The organism is Faecalibacterium sp. BIOML-A1, assembly GCF_009679715.1.
In the GTDB taxonomy this organism is placed as follows: Bacteria; Bacillota; Clostridia; order Oscillospirales; family Ruminococcaceae; genus Faecalibacterium; species Faecalibacterium taiwanense.
This window is the reverse complement of the sequence record NZ_WKZJ01000006.1, coordinates 132,518-148,973: the sequence shown is the minus strand read 5'-3', so window position 1 is coordinate 148,973 and position 16,456 is coordinate 132,518. Positions and strand designations below refer to the sequence as shown.

At 57.0% G+C, this 16,456-nt stretch carries 11 protein-coding genes, 1 tRNA gene and 1 rRNA gene; 5 read left to right on the top strand and 8 right to left on the bottom strand.

Annotation, left to right across the window (positions count from 1 at the left end; genetic code table 11):
- Nucleotides 1-102 precede the first annotated feature (102 nt).
- Nucleotides 103-1,613 (bottom strand): 16S ribosomal RNA (locus tag GKG36_RS08840).
- 657 nt (nt 1,614-2,270) lie between these two features.
- Between GKG36_RS08840 and GKG36_RS08835 the strand changes: the two genes are divergently transcribed.
- Complete coding sequence (locus GKG36_RS08835) at nt 2,271-3,047, top strand: type III pantothenate kinase (RefSeq protein ID WP_044953371.1); 777 nt, start codon at nt 2,271-2,273, stop codon at nt 3,045-3,047.
- A 486-nt stretch (nt 3,048-3,533) separates the two neighbouring features.
- Here the strand turns inward: GKG36_RS08835 and GKG36_RS08830 are convergent.
- Nucleotides 3,534-3,610, bottom strand: a tRNA-Arg gene (locus tag GKG36_RS08830).
- A gap of 161 nt (nt 3,611-3,771) precedes the next feature.
- On the opposite strand from GKG36_RS08830, the gene GKG36_RS08825 reads away from it, so the two are divergent.
- Nucleotides 3,772-5,136, top strand: coding sequence for an MATE family efflux transporter (locus tag GKG36_RS08825; protein WP_154260265.1), 1,365 nt, complete (start codon nt 3,772-3,774; stop codon nt 5,134-5,136).
- 40 nt (nt 5,137-5,176) lie between these two features.
- Here the strand turns inward: GKG36_RS08825 and GKG36_RS08820 are convergent, their stop codons facing one another.
- From GKG36_RS08820 to GKG36_RS08800, 5 genes are all read right to left on the bottom strand, one after another.
- On the bottom strand, nt 5,177-6,205 hold the full coding sequence (locus GKG36_RS08820) for an aldo/keto reductase (RefSeq protein ID WP_154260263.1): 1,029 nt from the start codon (nt 6,203-6,205) through the stop codon (nt 5,177-5,179).
- 128 nt (nt 6,206-6,333) lie between these two features.
- Nucleotides 6,334-7,356 (bottom strand): ATPase P, encoded by a 1,023-nt coding sequence (locus tag GKG36_RS08815; protein ID WP_154260262.1) that lies wholly within the window; start codon nt 7,354-7,356, stop codon nt 6,334-6,336.
- A gap of 227 nt (nt 7,357-7,583) precedes the next feature.
- On the bottom strand, nt 7,584-9,089 hold the full coding sequence (locus GKG36_RS08810; protein ID WP_154260260.1) for a carbon starvation CstA family protein: 1,506 nt from the start codon (nt 9,087-9,089) through the stop codon (nt 7,584-7,586).
- A gap of 429 nt (nt 9,090-9,518) precedes the next feature.
- Complete coding sequence (locus GKG36_RS08805) at nt 9,519-11,018, bottom strand: carbon starvation CstA family protein (RefSeq protein WP_154260258.1); 1,500 nt, start codon at nt 11,016-11,018, stop codon at nt 9,519-9,521.
- Nucleotides 11,019-11,330: 312 nt separating this feature from the next.
- Nucleotides 11,331-12,248, bottom strand: a complete 918-nt coding sequence (locus GKG36_RS08800) for a LysR family transcriptional regulator (protein WP_044953327.1) — start codon at nt 12,246-12,248, stop codon at nt 11,331-11,333.
- A gap of 137 nt (nt 12,249-12,385) precedes the next feature.
- Between GKG36_RS08800 and GKG36_RS08795 the strand changes: the two genes are divergently transcribed.
- Genes GKG36_RS08795 through GKG36_RS08785 form a run of 3 tightly spaced genes read left to right on the top strand, consistent with a single transcriptional unit; the run spans nt 12,386 to nt 14,069 of the window.
- Nucleotides 12,386-12,601, top strand: a complete 216-nt coding sequence (locus GKG36_RS08795) for a hypothetical protein (RefSeq protein WP_005938496.1) — start codon at nt 12,386-12,388, stop codon at nt 12,599-12,601.
- 15 nt (nt 12,602-12,616) lie between these two features.
- Nucleotides 12,617-13,519 carry a ketopantoate reductase family protein gene (locus tag GKG36_RS08790; RefSeq protein WP_154260256.1) on the top strand — a complete coding sequence of 301 codons (903 nt, stop codon included), beginning with the start codon at nt 12,617-12,619 and terminating at the stop codon, nt 13,517-13,519.
- A 10-nt stretch (nt 13,520-13,529) separates the two neighbouring features.
- On the top strand, nt 13,530-14,069 hold the full coding sequence (locus GKG36_RS08785) for a histidine phosphatase family protein (RefSeq protein ID WP_097776749.1): 540 nt from the start codon (nt 13,530-13,532) through the stop codon (nt 14,067-14,069).
- Nucleotides 14,070-14,749: 680 nt separating this feature from the next.
- Here GKG36_RS08785 and GKG36_RS08780 read toward each other — a convergent pair.
- On the bottom strand, nt 14,750-16,456 hold the full coding sequence (locus tag GKG36_RS08780; protein ID WP_154260255.1) for a hypothetical protein: 1,707 nt from the start codon (nt 16,454-16,456) through the stop codon (nt 14,750-14,752).

Genomic DNA, 16,456 nt, shown 5'->3' with positions numbered 1-16,456 from the left:
CCTTTTCAGGGCCCTCAAAATCGAACAATATCTACTCTTCTCGTTTGTTACCTGTCCGAAAGATCTCCATCTTCGATGTCGCTCTTTCGCCTGACTCCTTAGAAAGGAGGTGATCCAGCCGCAGGTTCTCCTACGGCTACCTTGTTACGACTTCACCCCAATCACCAGTTTTACCTTCGGCGGCGTCCTCCTTGCGGTTAGACTACCGACTTCGGGTCCCCCCGGCTCTCATGGTGTGACGGGCGGTGTGTACAAGGCCCGGGAACGTATTCACCGTGGCATGCTGATCCACGATTACTAGCAATTCCGACTTCGTGCAGGCGAGTTGCAGCCTGCAGTCCGAACTGGGACGTTGTTTCTGAGTTTTGCTCCACCTCGCGGTCTTGCTTCTCTTTGTTTAACGCCATTGTAGTACGTGTGTAGCCCAAGTCATAAAGGGCATGATGATTTGACGTCATCCCCACCTTCCTCCGTTTTGTCAACGGCAGTCTGGCCAGAGTCCTCTTGCGTAGTAACTGACCATAAGGGTTGCGCTCGTTGCGGGACTTAACCCAACATCTCACGACACGAGCTGACGACAACCATGCACCACCTGTCTCCTTGCTCCGAAGAGATTACATATTTCTATGCCTGTCAAGGGATGTCAAGACTTGGTAAGGTTCTTCGCGTTGCGTCGAATTAAACCACATACTCCACTGCTTGTGCGGGCCCCCGTCAATTCCTTTGAGTTTCAACCTTGCGGTCGTACTCCCCAGGTGGATTACTTATTGTGTTAACTGCGGCACTGAAGGGGTCAATCCTCCAACACCTAGTAATCATCGTTTACGGTGTGGACTACCAGGGTATCTAATCCTGTTTGCTACCCACACTTTCGAGCCTCAGCGTCAGTTGGTGCCCAGTAGGCCGCCTTCGCCACTGGTGTTCCTCCCGATATCTACGCATTCCACCGCTACACCGGGAATTCCGCCTACCTCTGCACTACTCAAGAAAAACAGTTTTGAAAGCAGTTTATGGGTTGAGCCCATAGATTTCACTTCCAACTTGTCTTCCCGCCTGCGCTCCCTTTACACCCAGTAATTCCGGACAACGCTTGTGACCTACGTTTTACCGCGGCTGCTGGCACGTAGTTAGCCGTCACTTCCTTGTTGGGTACCGTCATTATCTTCCCCAACAACAGGAGTTTACAATCCGAAGACCTTCTTCCTCCACGCGGCGTCGCTGCATCAGGGTTTCCCCCATTGTGCAATATTCCCCACTGCTGCCTCCCGTAGGAGTCTGGGCCGTGTCTCAGTCCCAATGTGGCCGTTCAACCTCTCAGTCCGGCTACCGATCGTTGCCTTGGTGGGCCGTTACCTCACCAACTAGCTAATCGGACGCGAGGCCATCTCAAAGCGGATTGCTCCTTTTCCCTCTGTTCCATGCGGCACCGTGGGCTTATGCGGTATTAGCAGTCGTTTCCAACTGTTGTCCCCCTCTTTGAGGCAGGTTCCTCACGCGTTACTCACCCGTTCGCCACTCGCTCGAGAAAGCAAGCTCTCTCTCGCTCGTTCGACTTGCATGTGTTAGGCGCGCCGCCAGCGTTCGTCCTGAGCCAGGATCAAACTCTTTATAAATGATATTTATCACTTAAAAGTGTTAAATCTTGTTCGCTCAGCACGCAATCGCTTGCGTCCTGTGTGAATTACTTTTGGAATTGTTTTTAGTGTTTTTCCAAACACTTAAAAGGTTCCTTACAAGTTTTTCGATATTGTTCAATTTTCAAGGTCCTGTAGCGCCTCAGCCTTGCGGCTGACGACCTGTTCATTGTACCACTGAAGTGGTTTTTTGTCAAGCCTTATTTTTTAGAAGCTTTTGAACTTTCTGAACTTGGAACACTTCAAGCATCTCAGTGTCAACTGGTGTTTTCAGCGTCTATTGGTTCTTTTCAAGGGCTTCCTGCTGAGGCTTCGGAAGTCATTCTTTTGCCTCAGCGCTTGGCGCTCAAGTATAATACCACACCCCTGCCTCCTTGTCAACACTTTTTGACGGATTTTTTCCATTTTCTTTGCAGAATAAAGGATCTCCCTGTTTTTCACCCGTTTCAGGGCGTGCCTTTTTCTTGACAAGGCGGCGGGCAGAACGTATTATGGAATCATCCCCCAGCATCCTGTGTAAGGTAGCTATACTTATTCTATCAGGGAGAAGCGCCATGTCCTGTGTCAGTATCCGCGGCGGGCGCGCTATTATATTATATATACATTATATTGCGCTGCAGAGGAGGGCTTTGTTTTATGATACTCACCGTCAACATTGGCAACACCCACATCACCGTGGGCGGCTACGAGCAGGATACTCTGCGTTTTTGTGGACGGCTGCACTCTGATACCGCCGCAACGGTGGACGAATACGCCATCCGTCTGGTGAATCTGCTCTCTCTGCACGGTGCATCGCCGGCACAAATTGAAGGCGGTATTCTGGGCAGTGTAGTGCCCGTGCTGAGCGGCCGGGTTCTTTCCGCTTTGCGCATCCTCTGCAATGCGCGCATCCTGACGGTCGGCCCCGGCCTGAAAAGCGGCATCAAGCTTCGGCTGGACAACCCCGCCCAGCTGGGCGCCGAGCTTTTATGCGGTGCTGTTGCTGCACTGGCAGAGTGTTCCGGGCCGCTGGTGGTGATCTCAGCCGACACCGCTATCTCCATGATGGCAGTCAATGCCAAGCAGGAGCTTGTGGGCGGAGTGATCCTGCCCGGGCCGCAGCTCTCGCTGAGCGCACTGGTAAAGAACACCGCTCAGCTGCCGCAGATCGACCTTGCCGCAAAGGCTCCTGCATCCATTCTGGGCAAGAGCACCTCTTCCTGCCTGCAGAACGGCTTTGTACTGGGCACCGCCAGCCTGCTGGACGGTCTGGCGGAACGTTTCTGCGCAGAGCTTGGCCCGCAGACAGCATTCTATGCCACCGGCAATCTGCCCATTCCCATCCGGGAAGCATGCTGCACCCCCATTCTATACCGGGAGACCCTCATCACAGACGGGCTGTACCGCATCTGGATGAAAAACAAAAAAGGATAACTCGAATCCTCCCGACGCACTGAAAAAAGAAAAACCAGAACACGAATGTGTTTTACGGGTTTCAGGACAGTTCGATTTTTCCCCGGATGAACAGTAGTCCTCTTGTTAGACATTCCTACAGGTTGGCAACCGCAGGCTAAGCAAAGCCGCGCTGTGGCTTTGCTTGCGGCGCTGCGCGCCGCCGCCTTGTTCGAATCCTCCCGGCGCACCGTAAATCGCAGCCTGTTGTTAGACATTCCTACACGCTGGGAACCGCGCACTAAGCAACAGCCCGCTGGGCTGATTGCTTGCCCTGCTGTGCAGGGCCTGACGGGTTGCGTTTGCTGATTTTTCTGCAGCCCCTTGGCAGGGCTTTGAAAAATCAGAACGCGGCCCCAACAACTCCTCCCTGTTTCAGCCGCTGGCTGCGGTCGTCGTCGTTGCTGTTCGAATCCTCCCGATCGCACAAAAAGAATCCCCGGCACACGAAAGTGTGTCGGGGATTCTTGGTGCGACCGGGAGGATTCGAACCTCTGGCCTTCCGGGTCGGAGCCGAACGCTCTATCCAGCTGAGCTACGATCGCACATATTTATTTCATCGGTGTAAAGTAGTATAGCACAGCCACACAAAAAAATCAAATATGAAATGTCGATGCTATCTTGCAAAAGCCGCAGCGGCCCATATAATAGAGGGTGTGCCCCGGTGTGCGCGGGCACGGTTTAGGTTAAAGGATAAAAAGAGAACATGAAATCAAATACCAAAACACTGACCGAAGGCCCTCTGGCCAAACAGATCTTTCTGGTCAGTCTGCCGCTGGCGCTTTCCAACCTGCTGCAGGTGCTGTTCAACATGTCGGACGTGGCCGTGGTAGGCCGGTTTGCAGGCTCTACAGCGCTGGGCGCGGTGGGTTCCACCAGCATCCTCGTCAGCCTGTTCACCGGCTTCCTGATCGGCCTGAGCGGCGGCATCAACGTGCTGGTGGCCCGCTTCTACGGTGCACGGCACGAGCACGATGTGGAAAAGACTGTCCACTCCGCCGCCATCGTCAGCCTGATCGCGGGTGTGGTGCTGCTGTTCGTCGGCCTGCTGGGTTCCCCCTTCATGCTGCGGCTGCTGAACACCAAGGACGACCTGCTGCCCGGTGCCATCCTGTACCTGCGGGTGTACTTCCTTGGTATGCCCGCTCTGGCCTTGTACAACTTCGGCAACGCTGTGTTCAGCGCCATCGGCGACACCAAAAAGCCGCTGATGTACCTGTCCATTGCGGGCGCACTGAACATTGCACTGAACCTGTTCTTTGTCATCGTGTGCCAGTTAAGCGTCATGGGCGTGGCGCTGGCCAGTGCCATTTCGCAGTGCGCCTCTGCCGGGCTGATCCTGCACGCTTTGACCAAAGTGCAGGACTGCTACGTGCTGGACACCAAAAAGCTGCATCTGGACCCTGCCACAACAAAGAGCATTCTGGGCCTTGGTCTTCCGGCCGGTTTCCAGAATGCCATTTTCGCCATTGCAAACCTGTTCATTCAGGCAGGGGTCAACTCCTTCGACTCTCTCATGGTCAAGGGCAACAGCGCCGCCGCCAATGCCGATGCCATGATCTACGACTGCATGGCCGCATTCTATATGGCCTGTGCAAGCTTTATGAGCCAGAACTACGGCGCTGGCAAGCCGGACCGCGTAAAGAAGAGTTATTTCATCAGTCTGGCCTACTCCTTTGGTGTGGGCCTGATCCTGGGCGGAAGCCTGTTCCTCTTTGGCCGCACCTTCCTTGCCCTGTTCACCACCGAGAGCGCCGTCATTGATGCCGGCATGAAACGCGTGGGCGTGATGGGCTTTGCCTACTGCATCTCCGCCTTTATGGATTGCACCATCGCCGCTTCCCGCGGACTTGGCAAGACTGTGGTGCCCACCATTATTGTGGTAATGGGTTCCTGCGTGTTCCGGGTGATCTGGGTATACACCATCTTCGCGCACTTTCACACCATTCCCTCGCTGTACGCACTGTACCCCTGCAGCTGGGCGCTGACCGCCCTTGCCGAGATCGTGTACTTCGCACACTGCTATAAGGAATCGATGAGGATTTTTGAGCAGCCAAAAGCTGCCGCATAAAGCACAAAAGCTCCTGTCTGAATGGGCAGGAGCTTTTGTGTTACTGAACTTTTACTTCACCGGCCAGAACGCGCTTGTAATCCTCATAGTTGCGGGCCAGCAGGGCGGGGGTATCCAGACCATATGGGCACTTGGCCTTGCACCGGTTGCAGTGCAGGCAGCCCTCGATCTTTTTCATCTTGGCCTGACCTGCGGGGCTGAGATGCTCTGCCGAGGGCGAACGCCGCAGCAGCAGGCTCATGCGGGCGCAGTTGTTGATCTCGATGCCTGCCGGGCAGGGCATACAATAGCCGCAGCCGCGGCAGAACTCGCCGCACAGCTCGGCACGATCCCCCTCAATGACGGCACGGATGTCGTCGGTCATGCGCGGCGGGTTGTCGATATAGGAGAGGAACTCGTCCAGTTCCCTTTCACGCTGCACGCCCCAGATGGGCAGAACTCCATCGAACTGCGCCTCAAAGGCATAGGCTGCGGCGCTGTTGGTGATCAGTCCACCGGACAGGCCCTTCATGGCGATAAAGCCCATATTTGCCGCCTTGCACTTGTTCACCAATTCCAGCTCCTGCTCACCGGAGATATAGCTGAACGGGAACTGCAGCGTCTCGTACAAACCGCTGTCAATGGCCTCGTGGGCCACCTTCAGGCGGTGGTTGGTGATGCCGATATGCCGGATTATGCCCTTGGTTTTGGCCTCCTGCATAGCCTCGTAGAGGCCGGAGCCGTCGCCTGGCTTCGGGCAGAATGCGGGATTGTGGAACTGGTACAGGTCAATGTAATCGGTGCGCAGATTGGTGAGTGAGGTGTGCAGATCCTTCCAAAAGTCCTCTGCGTTCTGCGCTGCCGTTTTGGTGGCGATATACACTTCCGTGCGGATGCCGTCAAAGGCTTCGCCCAGCTTCACCTCGCTGTCGGTGTAGGCGCGGGCGGTATCAAAAAAGCGGATGCCTGCCTTGTAAGCCTTGCGGGCCAGATAGACGGCATCTTCCTGCGAGATGCGCTGGATGGGCAGTGCGCCGAAGCCATTTTTGTTCACCGTGATGCCGGTGCTGCCAAGGGTGACCATATCCATAGCTGTTTCCTCCACTCGTGGGTGTAAAGACTCTCCTTTTTCATTATAAAACGAACGATTCTGCTGTGCAAGAAGTTAGGCAAAGCAAAAGGGCCTTTCCCGAAGGAAAAGCCCTCTTTGCTTACTTTTTACTGATAATCGTGGTTCAGGAACATCGCCTTGATGACCACCACCTCGTCGTATTCCTCCTGTTCCACCTGCACATCTGCGTTCAGGGACTTCAGGCGGTTTTCCACGGCAGTCAAAGCCTCCGGCACGGTGACGGCGCGGCCCTCTTCAATGGCATCGGCCATCTGCTTGAGCACGATGGGATGTGCGTAATGGCTGGGCACCGGGAAGGCACCGCTGGGGTAGTGCTTCACGTATTCTGCCATAGCAGCTTCGGCCTTCTCGGCCCGCTTCATGATGGCGCTGTGGTTGTTGTGGGCAGTGGGCAGCATGTTGTAGCTGGAGAACAGGAAGATGGCTGCAAAGCCAAACAGTGCAAAGTAGATGCCATAGCCGCCGGTGTGGGTGGTAACGGCATACAGGCCGTAGGCCGCGGAGACGATGCCCATAACAAAGATGGCAAGTGCCACATAGCGGTACACCGGCTTGCTTTGCAGCTGGGCGCGCTTGCGGCGCTCGGCTGCACTCAGCTCATCGGCGATTTCCGGCTTTGCTTCCAGATATTCCTTTGCCCTGCGCAGCACGGTGATGCTGTGACGGGCATCGTCGGTCAGCTCGCTTTCCGGCAGCTTGCGGGAGGCCTTTTCGGCTTCCTTCTTCTGCAGCATCTGCTCACCGGCTGCGCTGAGCAGATGGATCTGCGGCTGCTCTTTGGCCAACACCTCCAGCAGCTTGTCCACATCCCGCTCGTCCTTGAAGTTGCACTGCTTCTGCTTGCCGCCATCGTACTCCACCACAAGGTAGGCCATGGAGGCAAACATGCCCTTGCCGGTAAAGCCGCCGGAGCTCATAGCCACCCGCTTGAACACGCGGCTGATGCTGCCGTAGGGCAGATAATAGCGGCGGTCGATGTAAAAGCTGTTGAGGTACAGCGCCTTTTTGCCAACGCCGCAGGGGCCGATCTTTTTGCAGGACTTTCTGTCCTCCACCAGCTCCTGTTGATCAAGCTTTGCCATACCCAGCTGTGCAGGTTTGAAGATCATGGAAGTTCCCTTCTTTACTGTTAGTTTCCGGTCCAGCCGCAGATACTGCAGCCATTCCAAATAAAATCACCGGTTCTATTTTCGCACTGCAGCCCTCAAAATGCAACCCCTTCTGCTGCTAAGATTTGCACAAAAGGTTTGTCTGTTATGTCAAAACACCCCCGTCACTGCGGGGTGCAGCGGCGGGGGTGTCAGAGTTTAAGGCTTATGCGGTGCGGCAGACATCCTTATGCCTTCTGAGAAGCGGTGTGCTTCTTGGTGGCATGGATGAAGAGTGCCAGCATTGCGATTGCAAAGATGATGCCGATGGGGTATGCAACGGCGGTGTTGTAAGCGACCAGCTTGCCGTCTGCATAAGTATTGATCATCTTGCCCAGGCACTCAGGTGCCAGCACGAAGTAGGTGCAGGACACAGCGCTCATGAAGGTAGCGGGCACAGCGGTGATCCAGTAGTTCTTCTTCTCCTTGAACAGGTACATGGATGCAGCCCACAGAACGATCATGGCCAGCGTCTGGTTGGTCCAGCTGAAGTAGCGCCAGATCACAGTGTAGTTGATGAAGCCCAGTGCGTTGCCGATGCCCAGGAAAGCACCAACGCCCAGAACGGGGACACAGAGCTTCAGGCGGTTTGCGTAGCTGTCCTGATCGATCTTGAGCCAGTCGGCCAGGGTCAGACGAGCGGAACGGAACGCGGTATCGCCGGAGGTGACGGGGCAGATGACAACGCCGATCATTGCCAGAGCAATGCCAACGCCGCCCATGGTCTTTGCACACACGTCGTAGATGGCAGCAGACTGACCAGCAGCCAGAGCCTCGGCCAGACCAGCCATCTTGCCGTCGGTGATGGTGTACAGTGCGCAGCCGGCAGCGGCCCAGATCAGAGCGATGACGCCCTCGCAGACCATTGCGCCGTAGAACACGAAGTGGCCCTGCTTCTCACTCTTCATGCAGCGAGCCATCAGAGGCGACTGGGTGGAGTGGAAGCCGGAGATAGCGCCGCAGGCAACGGTGATGAACATGAAGCTCCAAATGGGAGTGCCCGACGGATGCATGTTGCCGAAGTTTGCCCAAATCTCGGGGATGGTGTAGGCGGGGTTGGTAAAGATGCCGAAGATAACGCCCACAGCCATGATGATCAGGCAGATGCCGAACACGGGGTAGATCTTACCGATGATGGCATCAATGGAAATAAAGGTTGCGATGAAGTAGTACACCAGAATGATGATCAGCCAGAACAGGGTGGTGGTCAGCAGACCGGACATGCCGCTGTTCTTGCACAGGGTAACGATCAGGCCTGCGGGGCCCACTGCGAACACGGTACCAACCATGATCAGCAGCACAACAGAGAACACACGCATGATGTTCTGCATGACAGGTCCGAGGTATCTGCCGGTGACCTCAGCGATGGATGCGCCATCGTTGCGCTCGCTCATCATACCGGAGAAGTAGTCATGCACACCACCTGCAAAGATGGTGCCGAAGGTGATCCACAGGAACACCACGGGACCCCACAGAGCACCCTGCAGTGCACCAAAGATGGGGCCCAGACCTGCAATGTTCAGCAGCTGGACGAGGAACAGCTTCCACTGGGGCATCACAACGTAGTCAACGCCGTCGTTGATGCGCACAGCAGGCGTTTCGCGGTCGTCCGGGCCGAACGTGTTGTCAACGATCTTGCCATAGACAAAGTAGCCGATGATCAAGAGCGCCAGACAGAGTAAGAAACTAATCATACCAGAAACCTCCTTTTTGATTCAAACCACAGCCAGCATTTTGCGTGCCCAGCTGCGGCTCTGACCAATCTCTGGCTTCATGTTAACACTTTTTTCATAAAGCAGTTAATATTTTTCTGGTATGGTTCCCATATCAAAAAGTATATGGCAAGATGCTTCCGCGGAATACCCGCAAAGAATTTTTATCGCGTTCACGACAAATTTTCTTAATTCCCCGGCAAAGACCTTTCCCGGAACCGGTCAAAACCGCTGCTGCCAAACTTTCCAGTCTGTTTTTGTGCAAGTTGCTCAATCGTTTTCGATTTTCTCCGCAAATCGTGATTTCTTTGCCTGAAATGCCGCAAAATACAAGGCACCCTCCACCGAGCCATTTCAGCGGAGGGTGCCTTATTCAGCAGATCATTTGTATATATGTTTGTATATATCGTGTCATGCCTTCTGGGCTGCCTTCTTCGTTGCGTGGAGGAAGACTGCCAGCATTGCAATGGCAAAGATGACACCGATGGGGTATGCAACGGCGGTGTTGTAGATGGTTGCGCCTTCTGCGGTCTTGGCGTTCAGCAGGCCGCCCAAGCATTCGGGAGCCAGAATGAAGTAGGTGGAAGAGACCGCGCTCATGAAGGTAGCGGGCACAGCGGTGATCCAGTAGTTCTTCTTCTCCTTGAACAGGTACATGGATGCAGCCCACAGAACGATCATGGCCAGCGTCTGGTTGGTCCAGCTGAAGTAGCGCCAGATCACGGTGTAGTTGATGAAGCCCAGTGCGTTGCCGATGCCCAGGAAAGCACCAACGCCCAGCACAGGAACACAGAGCTTCAGGCGGTTTGCGTAGCTGTCCTGATCGATCTTGAACCAGTCGGCCAGAGTCAGACGAGCGGAACGGAACGCGGTATCGCCGGAGGTGATGGGGCAGATGACAACGCCGATCATTGCCAGAGCAATGCCAACGCCGCCCATGGTCTTGGAACAGACATCATAAATAGCCTTGGACTGGCCCATGGCCAGTGCTTCGGCCAGACCGGTGTTCAGGCCGCCGGTCACCTCGTACAGACTGCAGCCAGCAGCAGCCCAGATCAGAGCGATAACGCCCTCGCAGACCATTGCGCCGTAGAACACGAAGTGGCCCTGCTTCTCACTCTTCATGCAGCGTGCCATCAGAGGCGACTGAGTGGAGTGGAAGCCGGAGATCGCACCGCAGGCCACCGTGATGAACATGAAGCTCCAGATGGGAGTGCCCGACGGATGCATGCTGCCAAAGTGATCCCAGATCTCCGGGATGGTGTAGGCAGGGTTGGTGAAGATGCCGAAGATGACGCCGATGGCCATGATGATCAGGCAGATGCCAAAGATGGGGTAGATCTTGCCAATGACGGCATCAATGGAGATAAAGGTTGCAATAAAGTAGTACACCAGAATGATGATGAGCCAGAACAGCAGCGAGGTGAGCACGCCGGAAGCGCCGCTCTGACTGCACAGCTCCACGATCAGGCCTGCGGGACCCACCGCGAACACAGTACCCACCATGATGAGCAGCACCACCGAGAACACGCGCATGACGTTCTGCATCACAGGGCCTAAGTACTTGCCGGTGATCTCGGCGATGGAAGCGCCGTCGTTGCGCTCGCTCATCATGCCGGAGAAGTAGTCGTGCACGCCGCCTGCAAAGATGGTGCCGAAGGTGATCCACAAAAAGACCACCGGGCCCCACAATGCGCCCTGCATGGCACCAAAGATGGGGCCAAGGCCGGCGATGTTCAGCAGCTGAACGAGGAACAGCTTCCACTGGGGCATCACAACGTAGTCCACGCCGTCATTGATGCGCACAGCAGGCGTTTCACGGTCGTCCGGGCCGAAGGTGTTGTCCACGATCTTACCATAGACAAAGTAGCCCACGATCAGGATCGCCAGACAGAGTAAGAAACTGATCATACCAGAAACCTCCTTTTTCTTTGTGCCGGAATTATGGAAGCATTTTCCATATTTTCCATTCATCCCGGCCAGCTTTCTGGGTCTATGTTAACATATTTTTCATAAAAGTGATAATATGCTTCTGGTATGGGGGCATATCAAAGACCATATAGCTGCAAAGTTTTTTAGCCGATGTTTCGTTTCTTTTTCGCTCGATTTATCAACAAAAAGACAGCCGCAGCGCATAAAGCGCTGCGGCTGTCGGCCAAATTCCTTTGCTTTCCGGTTTTTCCGCATTCCGATGTTTTGCCAGTTCTTAACCGGTTTCGGCGGTCATTTCACGGTCAGCGCCGCCTGCTTGTGCAGCAGCTGCACAAAGGTCTGCTCTTCCGGGCGCAGGGTTCCCCTGTCCGGATAGACCAGAACATCCTTCATGCGCTGGCGCTGGGCCGGGCACTTCCTGAGCACCAGATGGTATTGTTCCAGCGCCCGCTTTGGCATGGGCGAAGCCCACATATAGGCATTGGGCAGGTTCTGCAGGATGGAAAACTGGCTGCACCGCTCATACACATGGATGCGGCGGTTGGGGTTCGTATGCCAGCGCAGGCCGCTGTCCTCACCGCCGGGCAGCTGGAAATCACCGTGCAGGACTTCCATATAGCTGTTCAGCTGGGTGATGTCGGTCACTTCGCACTTTGCCAGCGGGCCTTCGCGGTTGGTCAGCAGCCGGTATTCAAACTCCATCACCGGCTCCCGGTGCAGGCCGTGACGGTCGCAGTAGCGGCGGTAATAATCCTCATCCTCCTCCGCGTAGCGCAGCAGGGCCAGATGATAGCCCCGCCGCAGTACATGGTCCAGCGCTTCCATGGAGCCGGATTCCCGGATATGCACCCGCAGCTGCTGGCTGTCTGCCATCTGCTGCAAAAAATCCACCGTCGCGTAGGAAGCGTAGGTGGCGTGGGGCAACACCACCCGCAGCTCCGCACAGCTGCTCTGCCGACTGCGGGCATCCAGATCCAGCCGGTCCACCTCGTCCAGCACCCGCTCTGCCTGCCGGATAAAATGCCGTCCCTGTTCGGTGGGGATCATGCCGGTGGACGAGCGCTCAAAGATGCGGATGCCGTATTCCTCTTCCAGATTCTTGAGCGCCTTGCTCACATTGGGCTGGGCCGCATACAGCTGCTTTGCCGCCGCGCTCACGGAGCCCCACTTGCGGATGGCCACCAGATAACGCAGTTCCGTAATATTCATGTGACTGCCCCCTGTTCCAAAAATCATTTCTATTTTATCAAGCCGGGCGGCCGGCTGTCAAGCCAAATGCGGTTGACGCGCCCCGCGCAGAGCTTTATAATAAAAATGCTGTATTTACAAAAAGGAGTTTAGCTGCTATGGAGACTACCTACCGCGTTCTGCGCATTGAAGAGCAGATGTATGGCTGCGAGGAGCTGCCCGCCGGTCAGCCGGTGCTGTGCGATGTCACGCTGGCCGATCCCGCCGGGGAGCGGCGCACCCTGCCCTACCCGGACAAAGAGCTCACCCGCCTTGGCATCGACGAGGGCAGCATGGTCGTCCTGACCGCAGACGGAACGCTGAAAAAGGCATAAACACAGGAGGAACACATGAAAAAGATCAAAACCTCTGCCCTGATCGGTCTGGGCGCACTGGGTATCCTGTTCGGGCGCAAAATGCCCGGCGTGCAGGTCATTGCCGATGAGGACCGCATTGCCCGCTACTCTGCCGAACCGGTCGTTTGTAACGGCGAAGAATGCAAGTTCTCTTACGTCACCCCTGCCGAGGGCAAACCGGTAGACCTGCTTCTGGTGGCCGTCAAGGCTACGGTGCTGGAACAGGCCATTCAGGACATTGCAAAGTTCGTAGGGCCGGACACCGTGATCCTCAGCGTGCTGAACGGCATCACCAGCGAGGAGCACATTGACGCAGCCTATCCCGGCCACACCCTGTGGAGCGTTGCCATCGGCATGGACGCCACCCGCACCGGGCGCACGCTGGTGTTCAATCAGGCGGGCAAGATCCAGTTCGGTGAGCGCAGCGGCGAGATGACCGACCGTGTGCAGGCCGTGGCTGACTATCTGGACGAGTGCGGCATTGCCAACGAGCCCTGTGGGGATATCCTTTACAAGCAGTGGAACAAGCTGATGGTGAATGACGGCCTGAATCAGGCCGCAGCCGCCTTTGACCAGCCCTACGGCGGCCTGCGCCAGCCCGGCGAAGCACAGGACATGATGCGCGCGGCCATGCAGGAGGTCATCCGGCTGGCGAACCTTGAGGGCGTGCCCCTGCCGCCGGACAACGATGTGAGGTTCATCGATGCCATGATGCCCACCTTTAACCCCGAGGGCATGCCCAGCATGCGGCAGGATGTGCTGGCAAAGCGCCCCACCGAGGTGGAGGAGTTTGCCGGTGTGGTGCGCCAGCGGGCCAAGAAGTACGGGATGCCCACCCCTGCCAACGACTTTTTCTACACCCGCATCCGCGAGATCGAGGCGGGATACGACCAGTAAGGAGCCACCCATGCATACGCTTTATTTCACCCGCCACGGAGAGACCGTCTGGAACGTTGAAAACAAGATCTGCGGCATGACCGACAGCCCCCTCACCGAGCGGGGCCGCCAGCAGGCCCGGAAGCTGGGCGAAGCCGTCAAAGCCAGCGGGGTGCACATCGATGAGATCCTGTACTCTCCCCTGTCCCGCGCCGCCGACACCGCCATGGCCATTGCCGAGGCCACCGGCCTGCCCGCCCGGTGTGAGCCGCGCCTGCGGGAGCAGTGCTTTGGCAAATACGAGGGCACGCCCCGCAACGGCGGCGAGTTCCGCGTTTCCAAGACCCACTTCGCCGACCGCTACGACGGCGGCGAGAGCATGATGCAGCTGGCCCAGCGCATCTATAACCTGCTGGACGAGCTGAAGGCTGACACCGGCAAGACCTATCTGCTGGTGGCCCACAACGGCATCGCCCGGGTGGTGCAGTCCTATTTCTACGATATGACCAACGAGGAATACGCAGCTGCGGGCATCAAAAACTGCGAACTGGTGGAATATCATTTTGAATGATGTTCGCAAAACGATTTAAAATGCCCTCCGCTTCGCTCTGGGCATCTTTAGCGGAACGATTATTTTTATAGAAAGAAAGCCGGAAAATCTGCGGATTTTCCGGCTTTCGCTTTTCACGGGAGGGAACTGGACGGCAAAGTTACTGGCTCGAGTACAAAGCTTACGAGCGCGCCCGCTCCCCTGCGGGGAGCTGCCGCAGCAGCGGCTGAGGGGCCTTGAAATCGGCGGAACACAAAAAATCCTTTAGCGGAGCGGCTTGGATTTTTTGTATGGAGCCCATCTTCTTTGGGGTTACTAGGGGCGTGTAGCCCCTAGTTTGCAACGGCGACGACCGCGGCCAGTGGCCGAAACAGGGAGGAGCTGTTGGGGCAGCGGCCTGCAGAATGCGAGTGCCGTCCAAGGCACAAAGCAGACGCAGGGAGCCGCAACCCGCCGCCTCCCGCGCCTCGAAAGTAGCGGAGACCTTGCCGCGCTGAACGCGCGGTATTTGCTACGCAAACCGGTCTGCGGCTTAAAAGCCCCACTGGGGCTTTCATGCCCTGCGGGCACCGCCGTCCTTTCTGGTTCTCTTTTGGCACGCAAAAGAGAACATACCCGGCGGCAATGCATTTTGCAAAAGGCATCAAACTTTAAACACGCAACTACGCTCTGTGCGGGAAGCATCCCCCGTATCATAAAAATCAGCCTTTATACAGCCCAAACAGCTTGAGCAGCTTCTGCCAGAAGGTCAGGGTCACAGCCGCTGATTCCGGCTGGGCAGCCGGGGCTGGGGCCGTGATGGCAGTGGTCTGCAGCGCAAACTGCACCGCGCCCACCTCGGTGTTCTCTGCCGAGGTGAAGCTCTGCACCTCCCCGCCGCCGGAAAGACTGTTCAGCAGGCCGTCCAGCTGGGCACCCATGTCGATGTCGGAAACGCTGCTGCGCAGCTCGCCGGTGCCGCCGGTCAGCTGAGACGCTCCCTCCGCCAGCTGCGCAACGCCCGCCTTCAGCTGGGCTACGCCGTCGGTGTAGGCGTTCAGGCCGTCGTCCAGTTGGACGTACTGGGCGGCAAGCTGGTTCACGCCGTCGGTGAGCACCGAGAGATTGCCCAGCATCCCAGTAAGCACACCGGCCAGCTGACGCACCCCGGCATCAAACTCGCCGTAGCTGCCGTTCAGGGTGCTGCTGCCCTCGTGCAGCTGGGCAATTCCGCCGTTCACGGTGTCGAGATAGGTCTGCATGGCATCGATGTTGGCCGTAGACCCCTGCAAAAGCAGGATCACATCCTTGAGCTGCGGCATCATCCACACCATGCCCTGCAGCTGCTGGATGGCCTTGGCGTTGCCCTCCTTTACCACGTCAAGGTCAAGGCCGTTCTCTTTCAGGATGGCCTTGTAGGCTTCAAAGCTCACCTGCTGCTCCAGCTGTGCCGCGCCCTCATCCAGCCGGGCAATGCCGTCCCGGATCTGGGTGGAGGCATCCAGCAGGGTGTTCAGCTCGTCGGTGGAGGCAGAGATGCCGTTCAGCGCGGTCTGCATCTGGGTGAGGGCGGCACGCACCCGGGCTGAGCCGCCGGTCAAGGCACCGGAATTGCCGTTCAGGGTGTCGATGCCCGCCTGCACCTGCGCAATGCCGTCTGCCAGCGCGTTGGCACCATCGTCCAGCTGAACGGAGCCGCTCTGCAGCTGTTCCAGTATCCCGGTCAGGTCCATATCCCCGAGGTCGAGGTTCAGGTTCAGCCGCACGCCGTTCAGGGAAACGGCGTCCATGGCAAAGTCCGTCACATCGGCGGTGACGGTCACGTCGCTGTCCGCGCCCGGCAGCAGGATGTAGGAAAGCTGCTTTTTGCTGCCCACATTCGCCACCGTAGCGCCCGGCGCGCTGATGTTCCGGGCAAGGCCGGTGTCCAGACTCATGGTCACCTGCAGCGCGTAGTCGTCAAAAAAGCTGCCGGTGCAGTCCGGGTTGCGGCTCACCTGCAGCCGGATGGAAAGGGCACCGCTTTTGCCGCCCAGCTCGTCGGGGCGGATCTCTGCCCCGTCCAGCGTATAGGTCAGCTTTACCACCCATGGCAGGGCCGTGGCGGCGTCCATGGTGCCCTCATAATAGAGCTTGCCGTCCTCGGTCACATGCACCGTGACCGTATCGCCGCTCTGCTCCACGGCATCGCTCGTGGTCATGTTGCGCACGGCAGTGTAGCTGCCGTGGTCCGCAACGGTATCCCCCGCCTGCACGGAAAAGCTGTTCACGGCGTACACGCCGGTCACAGCACCGGAGGCCGTCAGGTTTGCATAAATGACCTCTTCCTTGGCAGCGGAGGCTGCTGCAAAAGCCGGCAGACTGCTGCCCGCCAGCAGGCAGCCTGCCAGTGCCAGCGCCGACACCCGGCGCACAAATCGATGTTTCAT